This window comes from Dendronalium sp. ChiSLP03b (genome assembly GCF_034531165.2).
Lineage (GTDB): Bacteria > Cyanobacteriota > Cyanobacteriia > Cyanobacteriales > Nostocaceae > Dendronalium > Dendronalium minutum.
Genome location: NZ_JAVRBR020000125.1, coordinates 122,440 through 143,471, shown reverse-complemented (window position 1 = coordinate 143,471; position 21,032 = coordinate 122,440). Strand labels below are relative to the sequence as shown.

At 42.0% G+C, this 21,032-nt stretch carries 20 protein-coding genes; 8 read left to right on the top strand and 12 right to left on the bottom strand.

Annotation, left to right across the window (positions count from 1 at the left end; genetic code table 11):
• Window positions 1-3 precede the first annotated feature (3 nt).
• Both mazG and RMY31_RS29430 read right to left on the bottom strand, forming a co-directional pair.
• Window positions 4-819 carry a nucleoside triphosphate pyrophosphohydrolase gene (mazG, locus tag RMY31_RS29435; RefSeq protein WP_322656527.1) on the bottom strand — a complete coding sequence of 272 codons (816 nt, stop codon included), beginning with the start codon at window positions 817-819 and terminating at the stop codon, window positions 4-6.
• Window positions 820-864: 45 nt separating this feature from the next.
• The gene (locus tag RMY31_RS29430; protein WP_322656526.1) at window positions 865-1,476 is read right to left on the bottom strand and encodes a metal-binding protein; all 612 of its coding nucleotides are present in this window, start codon (window positions 1,474-1,476) and stop codon (window positions 865-867) included.
• A gap of 402 nt (window positions 1,477-1,878) precedes the next feature.
• Between RMY31_RS29430 and RMY31_RS29425 the strand changes: the two genes are divergently transcribed.
• From RMY31_RS29425 to RMY31_RS29415, 3 genes are all read left to right on the top strand, one after another.
• Window positions 1,879-2,553, top strand: coding sequence for a Mo-dependent nitrogenase C-terminal domain-containing protein (locus tag RMY31_RS29425; RefSeq protein WP_322656525.1), 675 nt, complete (start codon window positions 1,879-1,881; stop codon window positions 2,551-2,553).
• A 77-nt stretch (window positions 2,554-2,630) separates the two neighbouring features.
• Window positions 2,631-3,659: a GTPase ObgE gene (obgE, locus tag RMY31_RS29420; protein ID WP_322656524.1), complete on the top strand. Its 1,029-nt coding sequence runs from the start codon at window positions 2,631-2,633 to the stop codon at window positions 3,657-3,659.
• 441 nt (window positions 3,660-4,100) lie between these two features.
• Window positions 4,101-4,682 (top strand): Uma2 family endonuclease, encoded by a 582-nt coding sequence (locus RMY31_RS29415; RefSeq protein WP_409878791.1) that lies wholly within the window; start codon window positions 4,101-4,103, stop codon window positions 4,680-4,682.
• Window positions 4,683-4,712: 30 nt separating this feature from the next.
• Here the strand turns inward: RMY31_RS29415 and RMY31_RS29410 are convergent, their stop codons facing one another.
• Entirely contained in the window at window positions 4,713-5,840 is a 1,128-nt protein-coding gene (locus tag RMY31_RS29410; protein WP_322656523.1) for an acyltransferase family protein, read from the bottom strand.
• Window positions 5,841-6,144: 304 nt separating this feature from the next.
• Between RMY31_RS29410 and RMY31_RS29405 the strand changes: the two genes are divergently transcribed.
• A complete protein-coding gene (locus RMY31_RS29405) occupies window positions 6,145-6,606 on the top strand; it encodes a peroxiredoxin (protein ID WP_322656521.1) in 462 nt (153 codons plus the stop codon).
• Between the two features lie 99 nt (window positions 6,607-6,705).
• Here RMY31_RS29405 and hpf read toward each other — a convergent pair whose 3' ends face one another.
• The gene (gene hpf / locus RMY31_RS29400; RefSeq protein ID WP_322656520.1) at window positions 6,706-7,353 is read right to left on the bottom strand and encodes a ribosome hibernation-promoting factor, HPF/YfiA family; all 648 of its coding nucleotides are present in this window, start codon (window positions 7,351-7,353) and stop codon (window positions 6,706-6,708) included.
• A 628-nt stretch (window positions 7,354-7,981) separates the two neighbouring features.
• Here hpf and lipB point away from each other — a divergent pair.
• Together lipB and RMY31_RS29390 are read left to right on the top strand one after the other, a co-directional pair.
• Entirely contained in the window at window positions 7,982-8,656 is a 675-nt protein-coding gene (lipB, locus tag RMY31_RS29395) for a lipoyl(octanoyl) transferase LipB (RefSeq protein WP_322656519.1), read from the top strand.
• A 214-nt stretch (window positions 8,657-8,870) separates the two neighbouring features.
• Window positions 8,871-9,071: a hypothetical protein gene (locus RMY31_RS29390; RefSeq protein ID WP_409878788.1), complete on the top strand. Its 201-nt coding sequence runs from the start codon at window positions 8,871-8,873 to the stop codon at window positions 9,069-9,071.
• Between the two features lie 22 nt (window positions 9,072-9,093).
• On the opposite strand, the gene RMY31_RS29385 is transcribed toward RMY31_RS29390, so the two are convergent.
• Window positions 9,094-9,255, bottom strand: coding sequence for a hypothetical protein (locus RMY31_RS29385; protein WP_322656517.1), 162 nt, complete (start codon window positions 9,253-9,255; stop codon window positions 9,094-9,096).
• Between the two features lie 10 nt (window positions 9,256-9,265).
• Here RMY31_RS29385 and RMY31_RS29380 point away from each other — a divergent pair, with 10 nt between their 5' ends.
• Window positions 9,266-10,768: an ABC transporter permease subunit gene (locus tag RMY31_RS29380; protein WP_322656516.1), complete on the top strand. Its 1,503-nt coding sequence runs from the start codon at window positions 9,266-9,268 to the stop codon at window positions 10,766-10,768.
• 167 nt (window positions 10,769-10,935) lie between these two features.
• Here RMY31_RS29380 and RMY31_RS29375 read toward each other — a convergent pair whose 3' ends face one another.
• The 3 genes from RMY31_RS29375 to RMY31_RS29365 form a co-directional block, all read right to left on the bottom strand.
• Window positions 10,936-12,864, bottom strand: coding sequence for a tetratricopeptide repeat protein (locus tag RMY31_RS29375; protein ID WP_409878786.1), 1,929 nt, complete (start codon window positions 12,862-12,864; stop codon window positions 10,936-10,938).
• A complete protein-coding gene (locus RMY31_RS29370) occupies window positions 12,861-13,316 on the bottom strand; it encodes a hypothetical protein (RefSeq protein ID WP_322656513.1) in 456 nt (151 codons plus the stop codon). Before RMY31_RS29370 ends, RMY31_RS29375 begins: the two co-directional genes overlap by 4 nt.
• Before the next feature lie 727 nt (window positions 13,317-14,043).
• Window positions 14,044-14,616 carry a thermonuclease family protein gene (locus RMY31_RS29365; RefSeq protein ID WP_322656511.1) on the bottom strand — a complete coding sequence of 191 codons (573 nt, stop codon included), beginning with the start codon at window positions 14,614-14,616 and terminating at the stop codon, window positions 14,044-14,046.
• A gap of 111 nt (window positions 14,617-14,727) precedes the next feature.
• Between RMY31_RS29365 and RMY31_RS29360 the strand changes: the two genes are divergently transcribed.
• Window positions 14,728-15,474, top strand: a complete 747-nt coding sequence (locus tag RMY31_RS29360) for a ferritin-like domain-containing protein (protein WP_322656510.1) — start codon at window positions 14,728-14,730, stop codon at window positions 15,472-15,474.
• Here RMY31_RS29360 and RMY31_RS29355 read toward each other — a convergent pair.
• The 4 genes from RMY31_RS29355 to RMY31_RS29340 form a co-directional block, all read right to left on the bottom strand.
• A complete protein-coding gene (locus RMY31_RS29355; RefSeq protein WP_322656509.1) occupies window positions 15,471-16,463 on the bottom strand; it encodes a CHAT domain-containing protein in 993 nt (330 codons plus the stop codon). The two genes, RMY31_RS29360 and RMY31_RS29355, sit on opposite strands and share 4 nt — an antisense overlap.
• Before the next feature lie 47 nt (window positions 16,464-16,510).
• Window positions 16,511-19,297: a GAF domain-containing protein gene (locus tag RMY31_RS29350; RefSeq protein ID WP_322656508.1), complete on the bottom strand. Its 2,787-nt coding sequence runs from the start codon at window positions 19,295-19,297 to the stop codon at window positions 16,511-16,513.
• Between the two features lie 809 nt (window positions 19,298-20,106).
• Window positions 20,107-20,409, bottom strand: coding sequence for an S-layer protein (locus RMY31_RS29345; protein ID WP_322656506.1), 303 nt, complete (start codon window positions 20,407-20,409; stop codon window positions 20,107-20,109).
• Between the two features lie 75 nt (window positions 20,410-20,484).
• Window positions 20,485-20,622, bottom strand: a complete 138-nt coding sequence (locus RMY31_RS29340) for a hypothetical protein (RefSeq protein ID WP_322656505.1) — start codon at window positions 20,620-20,622, stop codon at window positions 20,485-20,487.
• Window positions 20,623-21,032 lie beyond the last annotated feature (410 nt).

Sequence of the window (21,032 nt, the reverse complement as noted above, 5' to 3'; positions counted from 1 at the left end):
ATATTACTGCTCTTTGGCCAATTGTGCTTTTGCCTGCTGCCAGAGAGTCTCCAACTCATCCAAACTGTAATCAGAAAGGGGGCGGTCAACAACTGCCTCCATTTTTTCTAATCGCTGCACGAATCGCTGATTTGTACCCTGTAACGCTTCACTAGGATCGAGATTATGCCAACGAGCTAGCTGAATAACTGCAAACAGTAAATCACCTAATTCTGCTTGTTGGCGTTCAGGTGTTTCCTCAGCCAAAGCTTGTTGAAACTCGGCTAATTCCTCATGAAACTTTTCCCAGACTCCATCAATATTTTCCCACTCAAACCCTACAGCAGCAGCCTTTTGGGAAATTTTCATTGCTGCCATCAGTGGGGGTAGAGTACGTCCATAGCGACTGAGTTTAGCGCTGAGTTTTTGATTGTCCGAAGATGTTTCGCCTTTTTCCGCAGCTTTGATTTGTTCCCAGTTTTGCCGTACTTCATCCACACTTTGCACCGATACGTCACCAAAGACATGGGGGTGGCGGCGAATTAACTTTTGAGAAATTCCCTGAGCAACTTCTTGCAGAGAAAATTGTCCGAATTCGCTAGCGATTTGGGCTTGAAGTACTACCTGTAAAAGTAAATCTCCTAACTCTTCTGCGATCGCTTCCTTTTCCCTACTTTTTATCGCATCTACCACTTCATAAGCTTCTTCGATTACATAGGGTATCAGCGTTTCGGGAGTTTGCGCCAAATCCCACGGACAGCCACCATCAGGCGATCGCAATTTTGCCACCACCTCAATTAATTCTTGCAACGCTGCCAAATGTGTTTTGTTATTTGTCATTTGTCATTTGTCCTTAGTCAATTGTTAGTTGTAATTTTTATTCTCCTACTCCCCCTGCTTCCCCTGCTTCCCCTGCCTCACTGCCCTACGACTACCGCGATTTGTCGGTTTACGCTTCTTACTTTTGCTACTTGAAAGTAAGGCGCGAATCCCCTGCTTCTGCACACGCTTATATGCCGAACCACTCCAATCACTTAGAGAATGGCTCATTGCTCCGAGTTCTAAACCCAAAAATAGGGCGAGAAATTCTGTACTGTAAATAGTGAGCGATCGCCCAATAGTTGCACCCAAATCTTGCCAAGTAAAAGTTAGATTCCACAGCTTTGTGGCGATAGGTAAAATGAAAATTGCCAAGATAGCTAGCAAACAGCCAAGATAGATTACCCGCAGTATTGTGCCAATAATTGGCCCATGAGATAAGAAAGACCGATGGCGGAGACTTTTTTGATAAGGTAGCCAAATCCAACGCAAGAAACCCCAGCGCTGGTATTGAACAGAATAAATATCCAAATCAGGGCCAAACATTAGCCCCCCAAACAGAAACCCGCCTGCAACCAACAAAGTCACATTACCACTGCGAGTCTGCCAGAAAGTGACACCCGCCACAAAAGGCAGAGCATATAAAGTAATGCGATCGTGCGTCCGACCAGAGGGCATCCTAAGTCCTGAGTATTGAGTATTGAGTGAGTATAATTCATAATCTCACCGTAAAAATAGGGAGTGGAGGACGCGGGGACACGGTGAGACAGTCGCAGTCCTGAATGCCACTTCCTCTACTTGGGGAGACCCCAAGACCGGAGTGGCTCCGTTTTCCGTCGGTTGCGTTAGCGCTAGCGATAGCGACGTTCGCGTAAGCGGACGCACCAGAAGGAGCGTCACCATCGAACCCGAAGGGGGACAAAAAGAATAACTCTTGTACAGACGCGATTAATCGCGTCTCTACTCCTGCCTTCTGCCTTCAAAAAATAAATCTTAAAAGTATCTAAATTAACCGTGTAACAATTTAGCCTGCTTAAAGGTAGCCTAGTATTGACCGAGAAAAGCTTGAGGCGTGAGTGTATGACAAGTGTCGTTCAATCCCCCTACAGTAGGGAACAAATTGCCGCTTGGTTACGTGGACTGCTCACTATTGCTTGGGCAGATGGTAACTTTGACGAACAAGAACAACAGTCAATTGCCAGTATCACCAAGGAAGAATTAGCTCCTAGCTTAAAATGGGAATCCCTAGAAGTAATTACACCAGAGGAATTAGCCGCAGTGTTGGGTAAAGGCACACCAGCAGCGGAAAATTTCTTACGTACAGGGGTGATGATTGCGATCGCAGATGGTACATATTCTCTTAGTGAAGACGAAATCCTGCACCAGTTTTGCCAATCTTTGGAACTGCAAGAGGATGTACTGAAAACCCTGCGACATACGTTTGAACAAAAAGAACAGCAGGTAGTCCCCGCCCCAGCCTTACCCAAAACATATCCATGCGATCCACTCGACCCCATGCGCGACTGGCTGGACGGACTAGACATCGAAGATCCCAGAGTTGCTCGTTTTTTGTGCAAAATGATTCCCTCCCAATGTCCCTTTGAACGAGATGTCACCTTGTTTGGACGCAAGATCGTTCATATCCCAGCGATGTGTAAAATCAACCCGCTGTACGAACAACTTGTAGGTTTACGTTTTCGCGCCCTCTCCTATCTGGCAGATGAATGTGGTGAAGATGTTTCACCATATATTTAGGTGAGTAGTCAGTCGTCAATTGTTAGTGGTAATTGACAACTGACAACTGACAACTGACAACTAACAACTGACTAACTATGCAATTTATCGATCAAGCAGAAATTGAAGTTGAAGCTGGTAAGGGTGGAGATGGCATTGTTGCCTTCCGTCGGGAAAAGTATGTACCAGCTGGCGGTCCCTCTGGTGGTAATGGCGGACGAGGCGGTTCGGTAATTTTTGTTGCCGAGGAAAACCTGCAAACCTTACTAGATTTCAGATACAACCATCTTTTTAAAGCAGACAATGGTGGCCGCGGCGGGCCAAATAACCGCACTGGGGCAAATGGCAAGGATTTGATTATCGAAGTTCCTTGCGGTACAGCTATTTATGATGCCGAAACAGGTGCTTTACTTGGCGATCTAATCAAAGCTGGAGAAAAATTGCGGATTGCCGAAGGTGGTAAAGGCGGACTGGGAAATCAGCATTTCTTAAGTAACCGCAACCGCGCCCCGGAATATGCCCTTCCTGGATTAGAGGGAGAAAGAAAGCAGCTACGCTTGGAGTTAAAACTTTTGGCGGAAGTGGGGATTATTGGCTTACCAAATGCGGGGAAATCCACTTTAATTTCATCTTTGTCAGCTGCACGTCCGAAAATCGCAGATTACCCCTTCACTACCCTCATCCCAAATTTGGGTGTAGTGCGGAAACCGACTGGTGATGGTACAGTTTTCGCCGATATTCCCGGATTGATTGAGGGTGCAGCTCAAGGTGCAGGGTTGGGACATGATTTTTTACGCCATATCGAACGCACGCGGGTACTGTTGCATCTGATTGATGCTACAAGTGAAGATGTTATCAGAGATTACAATACAATTCAGCAAGAATTGCAAGCATACGGACGGGGTTTAGCAAAGCGATCGCAAATTCTCGCACTCAACAAAATTGATGCAGTCGATCGCGAAACAGTGGATTTAGAGGCGCTGGCTACCCAACTCAATCACCTCTCTTACGCCCCTATTTTTATAATTTCCGCAGTGACTCGCACTGGGATAGAGCCAATGTTACAAGAAATTTGGCGCATTCTCGATGAACTTAATGCAAACGAACAAGTGGAGGTGTTGGGGTAACTAATGCAGTCATTGTGTTGACTACAGTAAAAAAATCAGTTAACTGGCTCAAAATGTCAAGCTTGGTTCTATACTAATTCAGCTATCTACCTTGAGAATTTAGTATTTCTATAATTTCTTGGTATTTAGCTAATTGAAATAGAATCAAAAGCCTAATAAACATCGCCGCTATTTTCACAGACTCTAAGTTACAAGCTATCTCAATTCACGCCCCAAGAATTTGGCAACTTAGGAGAAAATCTATCATTATCAAGCAAACCTAAAATAAGGTCAACAGTATGGCTGCAAAAGAACGATTAATTTGTTTTATCAATCTTTTTTAGATTTTATTAATGAGATTACACTCCAAATTTCGTTAGCAGAATGGGCAAAACTTCCAACTGATATGTCAAAAAATTTGAATCGCTATTTATATGGTTCGCCCAAAAGTGAAGAATGATTATGCAATTACAAGAACAACGCTGCTATTCACTCGAAGAATATCTAGAACTCGAACTTAATTCAGAAGAACGTCATGAATATATTGATGGTCAAATTATCCAAATGACAGGCGGAACACCGAATCACAACCAAATCGCTCTTAACTTAAGTGGTACGCTAAATTTTCTTCTCAAGCGTCAACCTTATCAAGTCTTTGTGACTGACCAACGTCTTTGGATTCCTAACAGGCGAATTCACACTTATCCTGATGTGATGGTAGTGAGAATTCCTTTAGAGTATCAAGAAGGAAGACAAGACACTCTGATTAATCCAATATTTATTGCTGAGGTGTTATCAAAATCTACTAAAAGTTATGACAGAGATGAAAAGTTTGCTGCTTATCGGTCGATTCTTAGTTTTCACGAATATATTCTCATTGACCAGTACAAAATGCATGTTGAGCAGTACTTTAAAACGGAGAATAATAAATGGATATTTTCGGAATATGAAGATGGGGAAGAAAGTTTAAACTTGGCTTCTGTTCCTTGCCAAGTTTTGTTGGCGGATATTTACGATAAGGTGGATTTTAATGTGGAAGAGTAGGGGTAATTAATTCACGCAAAGGCGCAGAGGTTAGACTTTGAGAAACCAGCGTTGACGATACATTAATATACCGACTGCTAACCACAATAAAACGGTGACTAGGGCAAATAAGAGTGAACCGTTTAGCGCACCCGCCCAAGATGCGAAGACATTCTGGTAAATCCAATTGTAGGTGCTAGGAGCGTTTTCACCAGAGCCAATAGTGGTTTTGACTAAGATTTTAATTAATAACACGGATGCAACGAAAAGGGCGATCGCATTTAAGCCCATAATTTCAAAAGGTCTACTCCAGCGACGTATCAGCCGCACTTCGATGAGTTCGTAGCAAGCCGCTAGCAACAGTAACGCCCAACCGCTAGTAAAGACAACATAAGAACTTGTCCACAGCTTTTTGTTGATGGGGAATGTCCACCCCCACGCCCAACCAATAATCAAGCAGCCGATGCCAAATAATGCTAAACCTACACTCGTGCGCGATTTTACTGGTTGGCTGCGTATCCATTGCCCTGTAAAGTAGCCAGCCAAGACACTAACAATCGCAGGGATAGTGCTGAATAGTCCCTCTGGATCTCCCAGGTTTTTGTAACCATCGCCTGCATACAGATGTGCTTGGGGTATAATCAATCGGTCAATATAAGCGCCGAAGTTGCCATCCCGTGTCAGTATTCCCGCGCCATAACCAGGAACTGATACATACATTAACGCTAGCCAGTAGCCGATGAGTAACACTGCTGCTAGTATCCATTGACCTTTACGTGGCAGGTTCAGAACTGCCAAGGAAGCCAGCAGATATGTAAGACTGATGCGCTGCAACACCCCCATAACTCGGATACTACTTAAGTCAAAAGTCCAAATACCCTTATTCCAAAATCCATTCAACAGTAACCCTATAGCAAAAAGAATGGCGGCGCGGCGTAAAATTCGCCAATAAACAGCCTTGGTGGGTTTGTTAGCTTCGGTGTACTTTGACAGCGAGAAAGTCATTGCTACACCAACAATGAACAGAAAGAAGGGAAATACTAAATCAGTTGGCGTGCAGCCATGCCAATCAGCATGAGCGAAGGGTGGATATACATCATCTGCGACTCCCATCATGTTGACGAGAATCATCCCAGCGATGGTAATGCCACGAAATACATCCAGTGAAGTCAGGCGCATAAGCGGAATTTTATCTTTGATGAGTATCTAAGCTACCCCGCCTGATGCAAGTAATCAAGCAAAATTTATATACTCTGATACAAGGTAAAATTTTATTAAGAAAGAATTCAGGAATCAGGAGCCAGAATTCAGAATTGAATTCTGGGATTTGCTGCAAAACAATTTGTGGGGATTTTGAATCTCCCACGAAAGCCATTCTGACTAGTGAATTCTTCTTCAATGTAAGTAGACAAAAAATTTCTGGAATAACGTATTGACGTTGACCAATTCAATTTCTATCAAATCTTGAATTTTATTAGTAGCCATGTCAATTAAAGTTGGAGATACTGCTCCTGATTTCACTTTACCTGCTCAAAACGGCTCAACAGTAAGCCTTAAGGATTTTCGAGGTAAACAAGCGGTTGTCCTGTACTTTTATCCCAAGGACGACACACCCGGATGTACGGCAGAATCCTGCGCTTTTCGCGACCAATACGAAGTTTTTAAAAGTGCTGGCGCTGAAGTGATTGGTGTCAGTGGTGACTCCAGCGAATCGCACCAAAAATTTGCTGCAAAGCACAATCTACCTTTTACTCTATTGAGTGACAAGGGCGACCAAGTACGAAAGCTATATGGTGCAACCGCAGCTTTTGGTTTATTTCCCGGTCGCGTTACCTACGTAATTGACCAACAGGGAGTTGTGCAATATGTGTTTGATTCAATGTTTAACTTTAAAGGTCACGTTGAAGAAGCGCTGAAAACGTTGCAACAGCTTGCAGTTAAGTAGGGGATTGGGGATTGGGCAGATCCTTTAGAGAATTAAAAATTAAAAATTTTTAATTTTACATTTTTAATTTTTAATTGATTTGTCCCCAGTCCCTAGTCACTATTTATTCGAGTGCAACTTTTCCGGGACAACATTAGTATGGGCTGACTTGCCATTCTTGCCGTTGGTATGACCGTTACCATTACGAGGTTGAATTACACCGTAACCGCCGTGGTTGCGTTCGTAAATTACGTTAATCTCTCCAGTTTCAGAATTGCGGAACATATAAAAGTCGTGTCCCACTAGTTGCAGTTGTTCTAAAGCTTCTGCAACAGTCATAGGAGGCATGGAAAAATATTTAGTGCGGACGACTTCGCTAGGCAGTTCGGGAGTGCGATCGCCTATTAAATCTACTGCTACTGGTTGCGGAACTAATACTTCGTTAGTTGGTTGGGCATGAGTTTTCTGATCTTGCCGCCTTTCTTTATATTTACGCAGTTGACGGGCTATTTTATCTGCTACTAAATCAATGCTGGCGTATAAGTTTTCGCTGCTTTCCTCGGCACGGATGACGCTACCATTAGCATAAATAGTTACTTCAGCCGCTTGCTTGGGATTAATTCGGGGATTGCGGGCTACGCTTAGATGCACATCCACTTCATTTGTGATGTTCTGAAAGTGACTAACTGCTTTTTCAATCTTTTGATGTACGTAATCCCTAATTGCTTCAGTAATTTCAATATTTTTGCCGTGGATAACAAGCTTCATGTAAACTCTCCCGCTCAATATTTGATGTGAATTTGTTTTGTATGAAAAGAAGTTCCGGTAAGGTCTATCACTACCGCCAAAACACATCGTGAACTGTTTTGATATACTGGTGCGCTTTCTCTAAGTTGGTTGCATCTAATTTGTAATGAGACATAGCGCTGATTGACTTTGCATTTATCTCTGCGCTGGTTTCCTACTGGTTGCAACACAGTGGCATACCTACACAGAACTCTCAAGTAAGGCAGTCTCAGCAATAGCTTATTTGACTGCTTTTTTCATTAAAGCCACGTTTACAAAAATGTTAGTGGTTACTCCTTCTGTATTCCTGGAGATTTGTTTGTTGTTAATAGATAACACAAGTCTTCTGAGAAGTTTTATCCTGTTTGAGACACAAACAATTTATTAGAATCATCAGCCAGTGCATTCGTTATTCTTGTCTTGGTCTGATGCTGATTGCAGAGAATTCCTCCCAACACCTATTAAGGTTATATATTCAAACTAGCATTTTGTATTTTCTAAAGTGGATTCCCTTGATGTTCCTTTAAAATCCTTTGCATAGCTTGACATTTGTTGATTCGGTTCTTGTAAGTTGAAATATATTTGGTCAATAACTCAGTTGATTTTTGGCATGATCCGTAGTAATAACCTATCTCATAACCGTTGTTTGTTATATAATGCAGGATTATTGCCATACTTGGATGCTCATCAATGGCAGCGATCGCTTCTGACTGAGCGCATCCATAACTCCAGTCTGGATGATGTGTTAATCTTGCTAGAGCATCCACCTGTCTACACTTTGGGACAAGGAAGCAATCCAGAATTTCTCAAATTTGCCCTTGACAACGGTCAATTTGAGGTACACAAAATCGAACGTGGCGGCGAAGTCACTTACCATTGTCCCGGACAACTGGTAGGGTATCCGATTTTAAATCTGCAACGTTACCGTAAAGACTTGCATTGGTACTTGCGGCAACTTGAAGAAGTATTAATTCGAGTACTGGCAGTTTACGGATTGCAAGGCGATCGCATTCCGTCTTTGACTGGTGTTTGGTTAGAAGGGCGTAAAGTTGCTGCTATTGGGATTAAAGTCAGCCGTTGGATTACTATGCACGGTTTTGCATTAAATGTTTGTCCCGATATGACAGGCTTTGAACGCATTGTCCCCTGCGGCATCGCTGATAAACCTGTAGGCAGTTTAGCCGAATGGATTCCGAGTATTACCTGTCAAGAGGTACGTTCTAGTGTTGCCAAGTGTTTTGCTGAGGTGTTTGGTGTCGATATAATTGAGTCTACACAGCCATAGCGATCGGGAGTATAAAGATATTTACCTGATAAATCCTGGTATAAGACTCCCATGTAAGACTAATATTTTGGGCGTTGCATAACAGTGAGATGAATTGGGGTAAGCAGGGGAGGCAGGGGATGCAGGGGAAGCAGGGGGAGAATTTTAGAAGTTGCTAAATCATCCCGCAACTATGCAACGCCATATTTTGTAGCAGTCAACCCAAGCCTAGCGTGTGAATTATCCAACAAATCTACAGGTGTACGCTCCATCGTTTACGTCCTTGGAAGAACGCGACTGGAAAGTTATGATAGAACTGTTTGACAGGGAAGACGGTGATGAAATTGAATCTGATATCAAGAGCAATTTGCTGTTGATAACACCTGAACCGTGTTTGGAACACGATCCCTTTGATTTCTTACGTGAATATCTTTAAATAGTGCTGAGTTGAATTTTAGTCAAAAATTTAGCAGTTTTAAGAGAAATATTAAATTCATAACTCTTAACTCTCTAGGGTTGAGGCGATTGAGGAAAATACGCAAGCGATCGCTTTGATGATTGGTCAGCATTTCGTAAGCAGGGCCTTGTTCTGTCACAATACCTTTATCTAAAAAAATCACTCGATGCGCTATGGCTGGATTTGTTGTTCGTTGGCTGCGCTGTTTTTTAGTCGTAGGGTTGAGTTGTTTTTTATTGGCTGGCTGTAATGTAAATTCTAGTGCGGGTAAGACTTTGCGGGTTGCAACGGAACCGGCTTTTCCACCTTTTGAGTTTCAAGGCAAAGGCGGTGAGTTGCAGGGTTTTTCTTACGATTTGATGAATGCGATCGCCACTGCTGCTAACTTTAAAGCAGATTTTCAAAGTATACCTTTTGATGGCATTATCCCGGCGGTGCAAGCCAAAACTGTAGATGCGGCGATTAGTTCGATTACGATTACGGCAGAACGCGCAAAAACAGTTTCTTTTTCGCGTCCTTATTTTAAGGCAGGGTTGGCGATCGCTATCCGTGCAGATAATCAAGAGATTACTGGCTTTGATAGTCTTAAAAATAAAAAAATTGCGGTACAAATTGGTACAACTGGTGCGGCAAAGGCTAAGAGTGTCCCAGGAGTGCAAATTCGCAGCTTTGATTCTGCACCTTTAGCCCTGCAAGAATTAGTCAATGGTAATGTGGATGCGGTAATCAATGATGCGCCTGTAACTTTATATGCAATTAATACAGGCAATCTCAAGGGCATTAAAGTTGTACAGCAGCTACTAACAGAGGAGTTTTATGGCATCGCTACAGCTAAAAACTCTCCCAATCTGGCATTAATCAATAATGGTTTGGATAAAGTGCTGAAAAATGGCACTTACTCCCAAATTTACCAAAAATGGTTTAAAACTAATCCACCACAATTACCAGATAAATCACCATTTGAGAACCAGACTGGCGCTGGTGTGTCAGGAATATTTACATCAATTGGTGTGATTTTGCAGTCTTTACCAACTCTCTTACAGGGTGCATTCGTAACGTTACAATTGACAATTCTTTCTGTAGTGCTGGGTTTGATTGGAGGTTCCTTAATTGGAATTGTCCGCCTTTCTCGGATTAGAGTTGTGCGTTGGGTGGCGAGGGCGTATGTGGATTTTTTTCGGGGAACACCTTTGCTAGTACAAATTTTTATGATTTACTTTGGATTACCTGCGATCGCTCAACAACTTGGTTTCAGTTTTAACTTAGATCGCTTAGTAGCTGCGGTAGTTGCTTTAAGTTTGAATAGCGCTGCATATATTGCCGAAGTCGTCCGCGCTGGAATTCAATCTATTGAAGTGGGACAAACGGAAGCTGCACAGTCACTAGGTTTAAGTTCCGTGCAAACTATGCGCTTCGTGATTTTTCCCCAAGCTATGCGGCGAATGATCCCGCCTTTAGGAAATGAGTTTATTAGTTTGTTGAAAGATACTAGCTTAGTTGCAGTGATTGGGTTTGAAGAATTGTTTCGCAAAGGACAGTTGATTGTCGCTGAAAATTATCGCGCTTTTGAAATTTATGCAGCTGTGGCGTTAGTTTATTTATGTTTGACGCTGCTTTCTTCACAGGCATTTAGCAAGTTAGAAATATGGATGAATCCAGTTAAACGACAGAAGTAACTTTGTGATTAAGGTAAGAAGAAGGAAGAAGAGCGATCGCTGGACTTTTAAGATAGTCGCGGAAAACTTCTTAACCCTGGTTAGAAATTATCAGCCTTTTTCCCCATCGCCGGAAAATCGACTAGCTAGTATTACCACAATTAAAAACCGCAATAATCTGATAACTGTTAACTGTTAAACCACTCACTCAGCTTTGTCACAACTCTCCGCGCCAGACCGTCTAAGAGTGATATGTTATTATCCTTGCTATCTTTCATGCGGGAGCGAAGAATTTCCAGATTTTCACGACAGGTAACTGTATGAGGATGATTGACACCTAATTTTTGCTCCAAAATTGCCAAAGCTTGCTGTAACAAGGGTTCGGCTGCGGTGTAATTTCCTTGGGAATAGTAGAGTAATGCCAAGTTGTTGAGGCTAATGGCAACGAAGGGATGTTCTTCTCCCAGCAGGCGTTTTCTCATTGCCAAAGCTTGCTGATACAAGGGTTCGGCTGCGGTGTAATTTCCTTGGGATTTGTAGAGATTAGCCAAGTTGTTGAGGCTGGTGGCGACATCAGGATGTTCTTCTCCCAGCAGGCGTTTTCTCATTGCCAAAGCTTGCTGAAACAAGGGTTCGGCTGCGGTGTAATTTCCTTGGGATTCGTAGAGTCCAGCCAAGTTGTTGAGGCTGGTGGCGACATTGGGATGTTCTTCTCCCAAACGGGCATTTACAGTTGATAAACACTGCACATACCAAGGTTCTGCTAACCTATACAAACCCTGTCCTTGATAAAATCTACCCAAGCCAACAAACACCCAAATTAAATCTTCATCTTTGACGACATCAATTAAATTTTGGGCTACTTCTTGGAGATGGGGAATAGTATCCTGCACAGACTCAATAATTTCACGGGTGGGAGTTTCAGGAATTTCTTTTGCCTTTACTACTATCGCCTCTGCAAAAGCTTGTTTAAACTCCACCCCTAACTCTTCACCACCAGCGAGGAAGGTAATTTGTCCAAATTTTCCTTGGAGAAATTGCCGAATTAATGGATGAATTTGATAGCAAGCGTTTTTATCTTCTAATCTTTGAATGAGATGGCGTTTGTAGAGTTGCTTTCTAGCTTCTGTTACATCTGCCTTTACCCAATTCAGCAACTCACTGGTAGATTCTACCAATTGCCAAGGTATGACATCAGGCGCAAATAAACTCAACAACTCACCCACAAGCTGGGTTTTTTCATCCAGTTCTCGCCAGCTTAATTCAAAGGCGGCTTTCACTCCTAGCTGTTTCCCTTCCAGTGCTTCATCCTCTAGCTGTTGTGCCTTCAGCCGTTCCAAAATTTCTGCTAAGGATAAATCTGGATCTTCTGCTAAATACTGTCCTACTAATTCCAACCCCAAGGGTAAATATCCCAGCCATTGACACAATTCTTTAGCCGTTGTTTCTTCTCGTTGTATTCGCTTTTCATCTACAAAAGCTGTCAGCAGTTCTAAAGCTTTGGTTTGTGGGAGGACATCTAAGGAAATTTCCTGGACAAAATTGGGGATGAGGTTGCGTAAGCGGGTGGTGATGAGTACACAGAAGCGGTTCCCTGGCGGCTGTACCTTTTGCAGATTCTCTAAATTAGTGACATCATCTAATACTACCAACACCAAACCCTCAGACGGTTGCCAATGCTGCCAACACCAGCGTACTTGTTCTTGGAGGTTCAGCAGTTTTCCGCCTAATTCTTTTGGTATTTCTTGACCGATGTACAACCGATAAAATTGCACAATGCTGGCTGCTAAATCCGATTCTCTCGCATTCAGCCAGCATATACCGCCAGGATAATCAGCTTCATGTCTTAAGGCATACTGGTTTGCTAGTTCTGTTTTACCGACACCACCCATCCCAGCCACCGCAGAAATTGCGACTCTACCCGACTGCTGCAATTTGTGATGTATGTTGGTAAGTTCATTGTCTCGCCCAACAAACTTGACCGCACCTTTGTAAATTAAATTGTTGGGGATATTTCGTGGAGAAGTTTGTTGTGATGACCCAAAATTGATAATTGGGTTGTTGATGTTAGTCTCACCACCCTTAATATTTATCCCTTCCCATTTCTCATTGCTCATTTGCTGCCAAAGTTTAAGGTGGGATTACTGATAGTATTCTCGCCACCCTTGATATTTATACCTTGCCAGTTCTCTACTGTTGTGGGACTTTGCGCTTTAATAGCTGCGGTTAACTCTGCAATAGCCTTTGCTAGTTCAGGGTTAGCTTGTACAGCTGTGCTGGCTTGATTTCCTAATGCTTCTACAGCTTCCTTAATTTCCGGGTCTGCCTCTGCTGCTTTTTTTACCTGTTCTACTAATACAGCTTCACCAATATCTTCTCGTTCTCCCGGTGATAAGGCTGCTTGTGCGGCTGCGGTTTCTAAAGCTGCTGCTGTTTTGGGTGATTTCTCTTTAATAACTTGCTTGGCTTTGTCTAAACCAGCATCCAAAGCCTTTTCTGTTGACCAATCGACAACCTTATTGCCGATTAAAGTTAAAAGAGCGATCGCACCAACAGTAATTGGTTCCATATAACTGAGTACGATATTAGACCATTACAAACGATTATAGTTAATTTTCTCAGTAAATTTAGGGAGAGAACGTTAAAAACTTAGTAGCACAACAATTTTCTGTCTGCGATCGCGATATTTCTTCTTCTCAGCCGGAGTCTGGGAATAGTTGTTTAACAACATGTTATGCGGTTGAGTCTTTGAACTCTGTTAATGAAGCTTTGATACTCGCGGACGAGTCTTTGATACTCGCGGACGAGTCTGTGATACTCGCGGACGAGTCTGTGATACTCGTGAATGAGTCTTTGATACTCGCGGACGAGTCTGTGATACTCGCGGACGAGTCTGTGATCCTCGTGAATGAGTCTTTGATACTCGCGGACGAGTCTTTAATACTCGTGAATGAGTGTTTGAACTCCTTTAATGAGTGTTTGAGCTTCTTGAATGAGTATTTTAACTCCATTAATGAGTCTTTTGTACTGGCGAATGAGTACAAAACCGTACTGCTTCAGGAACGCCGCTGGTAGTACTGGGTACTGGGTACTGGGTACTGGGAAACACCCCAAAATTTAGGAGGGGTCAAAGCCTGAACCATAATTTTTCGTTTTATAACCCAATCCCCAATCCCCAATCCCCAATCCCCAGTCCCTTTTACGATTTCCGTAACTTGGTATAAATCAAGCAGGGTGATGTCTTTAGCTTATATTGTTTGAACCATAATCCTGGCTCGCTTTTTCCTATACTTTAACTATAAGTTTTTTTTATTAAAACTGCGGTACTCCCAGGGGTTAGTAAACTTAGCATCACCCCAAACTCCCAGCCGTTGTTGCTTTGCCTCAGCTTCTGCTTGTTCTACTAAATCTCTACTGGGACACTTATTTAAATAAGGGCGATATACCTTTGCTAAACCTTCCCGCAACAACACCTGTTGTATAAAAGTGCCATTTTTTAAGCGGATCTCTGCAATTTTGCGCCCATAACGATCGCTATCTGTAATATTCAATGTCACGCGATCGCCTCCTTGTTGCACCAGTTGCTGCACTCTTTCTTGCGCCTTCACTCCCCAGCTAAATTGATTGCGATCGCTAGCACGCCTACTGTTTCTTTCTTTATTGGAATGGGCTATTTCTGGTGCATCCATACAAGCAAAGCGCACAGTGAATTTGTTACCTTGAGTATCTTTGACTGCCAAAGTATCGCCATCGCTAACTCGCTCAACTAAATCTCCAGAAACACCGAAGAAGCGATTGCAGCCCATCAAACTCAAAAGGATGATGGCTGCACCTAGCCAAATAACTATATATTTAATTAATTTCTCCATCCAACCTTACCAAATTACCTCTGAGGGATGATATTAACAAATGGTTGCGGGAATGGAGAATAAGAATAAATAGACAATAGGAATAATCAATACCCCATTTTCAATATTCACATGAACTTCTTGACCTACCTCATGCATCTAGCGGGTTCGGGTGTCAATGCTTATTACTTTGCCACTCAGATCCGCGACTCTAAAACCCGTCCTAACGTTCTCGCAGGGTTTCAATTGGCAGAGTCTGGTTCTGTTCCGTTTTTATCTGCACTTAGCGATCGCGCAGCGGCTGAGGGTGATACATGGCTAGCCCAAAAACTAGCAAAACATGCTTCGGATGAAACTAGGCACGGTCAAATTTTTGCCCACGCTTTGAAGCAGCTGAATAAACAAGTAATAGATTTTAAGAGTCAACCCCAAACCAAATCTGCAAGTAAATCGCAACAGCAGCGCAGTCCCTTCTTTGCAGCCTACTTTGAGGGTTACGCCCAAGAACAGCTAAAACCTGCGGCTATCGACTGGGATGTGTTTATGGCTAGTACTTATATTCTGGAGTTAGATGCTAGCAAAGACTTTACCCGGATGGCAAATGTATTACCCAATGATGAGCCAACATCTCGCAACTTAAAGTTAGGAATGTTGAGCATTGCCCAAGATGAAACTAGTCATGCTGCTTATCTCTACGAAGCAATGTTGCGGCGGATGTCTGCTACCCAAGTCCAAGTATTAGTGGATGAGTGGCGTACCCGCAAGGTAAACGCTACATTTGCCATGATTGGTGGTATTCTGCAACGCAACGGCGAAACCCGTTCTCTAGTCCAGGATGGCGCACCGTCAGAAAAAGATTCTGAGTTGATAGTTGCTTAATGATGTTTTTTGCAAATAATCGGAGTTAAATGCTCTGCAATACCTTGAAGTTTAATCTCTGCACAGCCAAACTTGTAAGCTTTCTCTATCGAACGATTGGCACTCAGCGCTTTGTAAAAACCGACAACAAAGGCGATCGCCGCTTGATCGCCAATTGTTTGGTTCATACCAATCACAAATGGAATATGTTTAGCGATCGCTTCGGCCTGAGTTTCTGAATAACAAGCATTTAAGATTACACAATTGACTTGTTCTTCTACAAGTGCAAACAAGTCAGCTAGAGCATCAGGCTTGACAGGCTGAACTGTTCCTGATTCATTTTCAAAGCAAAGCTCGCCAGTGTTCATACCATGACCAGAAAAATGTACAATATAAGGCTCAACATCCAGTATTGACTGACTGATATCACCCACACGTACACTCCATCGATACTCTAGCAAAAACTTCTCTGGCTGTTTGGCTAGTTGCAGTCTTAGTTGGATATCTCGCAACTCCTGTCCTAAGCGTAACCGAGAACCATCACTGGGATCAGATGCTAAAAACAAAATTTTAATAGTATTGGGTTCTTTCGTCTGTACTGCTTTTTGCAGAAGTTCCTGGACTTTGGTGATGAACTGGTTGCTATCAAAATCACGTTTACTAAAAAAATCGGATATTCCGTATTTTAATATCAGGTCACGGACGTTTTGATGAGTCAGTAAAGGTGTTCCACTGACTGCAATGGCTGGTATTTTTAGATCATGGGCACGTTTAACTAGAAATGTTCCTAGTTTTTGTGCTGATACGGAGGAATCACCCAGACCAATGTCAGTGATTAGCAAATGCCAACGGCTTTCCTCAAGAGCTTGATAAGCTTGATCAAAAGTCTTAACAACCTTGATTATGTCTTCTGGATGTCCAATACTTTTCAAGGCACTATGAGTCTCATCTGCAAGAATTTTTTGCCAAAAAGGATGATCCTCAACCAGGAGAACTTTGAAAACTGTCATTGGTTACTCCTTACCACCACTTGTGCTACCTGAAACCTAGTTCATGGTTAAGCTTTTGGCTTGTGTACAGGCAGTAGCACAATGAATTGCGACCCCTCACCAGGTAAGCTTTCCACCGCCAGATATCCGCCTAAACGTTCAACATAAGTTTTTGTCCACCACAAGCCAAAACCCATACCTCTTTTTTCATCTTTCGTAGTGTAGCCAGGTAGGAAAATCTTTTCCATATTCTCTGCTACAATACCTATTCCGGTGTCACAAACTCGTACTTCAATCCAAAACCTTGCCATTCGCTGTACACTTCTGCCAATTATGGACAATTCTCCTCTTTGTGGCATCACATCTACAGCATTTTGGATGAGGTTATCAAAAACATCTATTAATTGCTGTTCGCCTCCTAACACTTTGGGCAAGTTGTCCGTTATATCAATACTTAGGGTAATTTCCGGAGGTATGGATATTCGAGCTTTTGCTTCAAGTACTATCTGGTAGATATTGATTGGCTGAGTATTGTTCTCTTTTATCCAGCTTGCCATCCGATCTGTTCCTTGGAGAACTTGCTCCACCAAAGAGAGAATCATCGAAGCTTTTTCTTTGCTGTAATCATTACCTTGAGCGTAAATATTCTTTGCCAATACGCGAATTGCGCCAATATCATTATGCATGTGATGCACTAACGGCCCAGCCAAGTCGCCCAGAGTAGCGATGGTTTCCATATTGACAAGTTGTTTTTTGTTTTCTAAGTTCTGGATGCCAATAACTGCCTGGTTTGCTAAGGCTTCCAGCATCCGCTGGTGTATCTGGTTAAATGCTGAAATCCGGCGGCTTTCCACATTTAACACACCAAATACGTTACTATCCTTGTCTAAGAGTGGCACGCATAGCTCAGAATGTATGTCCGCAAAATAGGCTTGATAGCGATTGTCAGTTTGGACATTATTCACCAGTGCCGATTGGCGATATTTTGCCACCCAACCTGTGATCCCTTCATCTATACTGATACTGTCACGTCTATCAGATGAATCAAGTTTTATATTCTTTACAAGATACTTAGCTTTTGCGGCTAGCTTTTGCTCACCGGGATCGAATAGAGAAATAACTCCGACATCAGCGCCTGTGATTTTTACCGCTTGCTGCACAATTAGGTTAAGTAGTTTTTCGTGATCTAGAGTAGTTATAATCTGGCGGTTTATTTCACTCCTAGCTGTTAGCCACCTTTGATTATGGATTGCGATCGCAGCTGAAGAAGCAAGAGTTTCGATAACCTTTTTCTCATCTTCCGAGAAATTGTGAGGCCGACGGTAATTGATAAACATTACCCCGACAATATCTTTATCTACCTTTAGTAGTACACCAGCAGCGGACTTGATTCTTTCTCGGTGACCAAAGGAAGAATGCTGAAATATAGGTACTTCTTCTTGCCTCATAGCATAAAAGTTTTCTCCACGCTCGATTAGCAAGAATGGTACATTATTTTCCCCAATCTCTTGATCCATCTTCTGCTCTTCCCTAATCCGCCCTGCTATCTTAGGGGGAGTCATAAATTGCCTTTCGGTCTGGATATATTCATAGATAGTAACGACATCTGCCCCTAGGACATTCAAAGTATTCCAAGCAATACGACGCAAGAGATTACTATCTTCAGGTATACGGCTAAGGGACTGAGTAACTGAGTGAAGCGCATCTCTTTGCCGCGCTTCATCACGCATTTGTTGGAATCTCGTAGTGTGCAAAATAGCATCAACAGCCCACTGCCTTACAAAGAGTTCCACCAAACGCAGTTTATGTGCAGAGAATAAATAGTTACGCCGGAAAATAACGTACAGAACTCCTTCTTTGCCGTCAACCAGTAATGGAAAAGCTGCCATAGCTTTAACCCCTGCGGCAAAAGCTTTCGGGTTTAACTTTGCCATTTCTAGCCTGTCATGACCTTGAGATAAATTAGGGATAAACTTGTACTTTTTCTCACTAATTGCTTGTCGCCCTAATCCATAATTACGAGGTGGACAAGCCTTGAGGTATTGCTTGCCGATTCCACGAGAAAAAACATCGTAAATGTAGCGACCTTGTTCTTGTTCTTGATCTGATTCGTATAAAAAATGGAGGGTAGCGGCATCAGCATTGAGCAGTTTCTTGGCTCTTTCTGCGATAGTTTCTAAAACACGAGGCAGCTGTGCTTGCCAAATATCCAAAGACCGACGAGCAATATATAAAAGGAGTTCAACTAATTGTTGGTAATCAATTCGTCTTTCAATAGAGCAGTAGCCAGCTTCCACAGTGCCTATTACTACAACATCTGTGTTACCCTTTTCCGGTTGCAAATCTTCTGGCAGACGCATTTGAAAAATTTCATGCTGTCCTTCTCTATTTTCTTCGGCTTGAGGAACAATTTTTTCCCATTCACAGCGCTCAAACCAATTTTTAATAACCCTACCATTGTCATCTTGAACTAATACGATAGGTGTAAAGACACGAACGAAGTTTTCATGTTGGTACTCACGATAAAGCCAGCGGTCAAATCGTTTATCCCATCCAGAGATGATCTCAGTTTGAAGAGTTTGGACTATGTCTGCTTGAATATCTCTTAATGCTTGGTCTTTCTCAAGGTAATGTTTTGCCAATGTAGTCCATTTCATGGCAACACCACTGGCGTGTACTCCCTCTATAGTGTTTTGTTCGGGAGAAATTAAGGATATATTAGCGAAATCAAAACCCTGCACCCGAATGTTTCGGCAAACTTCGTCAAGAATATTGTCTAGCTGAAACAGTTTTGAGGTAGCTCGTTCTACCTGGTGTAAAGCCTCTGAAATTCTTTGTTCAAAGGCTTTTTCCATTGATTTTCTCTGCTTGGCAACCATAGCACCCCTAATTTCTGAGCCAAATTGAGTAGAATGCCAGACAAAAATTTGATTAATTACGAAATTTATTGTGTTCTATGCCCTAGCTTAGAACCTGAAAACTATTTAGTTGTTTGCTCTGGAATCTTGCTCAAACAGAGTGCATCCCATTTTGGCAAGTTCCCACATTGGGCTTTGCTAAATTGCCACTGGCACTCCTGCCCTCACTAAGATTAATAGATCAGAAACCTGAAAAATACGCTACAACGGGTTAACCTCCTGCAACGCGCTACCTCGAGCACTCTCCAAAGTTCGCTCGGAGTATTTCACTCCACAGGAGATTAGTATCCGGCTTTGCCGACTTGTACTCCTTCGCATAACCCGTATGGTAGTAACTGGCATGAGATTTCCCATCACCAGGTATTTTTTCCAAAGTGGGATGCTCCCTATAAACCAAGGTTGAAGCGTGGTGATTATTTCACACAAGCCAAACAAAATTCCTATAGAAAGTAGGTTCAGTAATTATACTTAGATTTAATTGAAATTGTCAACCCAACCCGTTATAGAGGTTTTATTTCTAAGAAAATAACAATAATAAACTTGATTTTTTGTAGCGCAAATTAATATAATATTATCCTACTTTATGAAGTATATTACTATACGTAAGTAGATGAGCAAAAATAAATATTTTAATTAATAAAATAATGTATAGTTTAATTCCATAAAAACTCTCTATAAAATAACTTAAAAAACTTTAAATAATTTTTGATTTTTACCTACTATCCTTTTTTAGTCTACTTTTTAAACTACTGTTCTCTCTGTTGAGGCTGCTGTTTTTCAGTTGGTTGTAATTTCTCAAATAAGGCTGGTGGCGTAGCTTGGCGAAAGGCTCCACAATAGTGCATAGTCATCACCGCTTTGAAAGCCCAATGGTCTGGTGATACATCGCTATAGGGATTTGGTAAAGTTTCTGCTCGATTTTGAACACAGGCCTTTAGAACTTGATTTGATTTTGTCGGCTCACTGTTAGTTTCTTGAGCTTGAACAGGGGCAACTACGCTAGTTGTGCCTAGCACTATGACCAGTGTTGCCAGAATTTTACAGTTCATAAATTGTAAAGATTGATTTGTCTTAATTTTAATTCCTGGGTAGCAAGCCCAGGAACCAAAAGCACCTGAATTAGATTAAGCGTTAGAAAACATTGCAAGCATGGCTAACAATACAACTAATCCACTAACCCAAAGGGCTAACGACCCCCAAACTACTGAATCTTGTTGGACTCTCTGCCATAAATTGGTAACTAAGTTATTCCGAATTGCCATTTTATAATCTCCAATTTTCAGTGAACCTTTACAGGCAGAATAAATCAAAGCTGGATGATATTAAATCAAGCGCTTGATTTGCTAATTTCTAGGTATTGGAATGAATCAATGCCACCGATAAATGCGTTGATTTCAACACATTTACCAGCCAAAAAAACAAAAATTTACAAAAAGACATTTTTTGATGCTTACGTTTAATTTTCTCATAAATAAGTGTTTCTAGTTTTCATCTCTGTCATTTTTGACAAAATTCTTAACGTTGAGTTAACTTTGTCTAAAACTTCTATCATTGCAATCACAAACTATGTCAATATTGAGACTCTTACACTGTCAACCGTGATTATCTAAAGCTATATAGCAGTCTTATTTGATTAGTGAGAATTGAAAGCTATAAATCCTCAAATTTACCA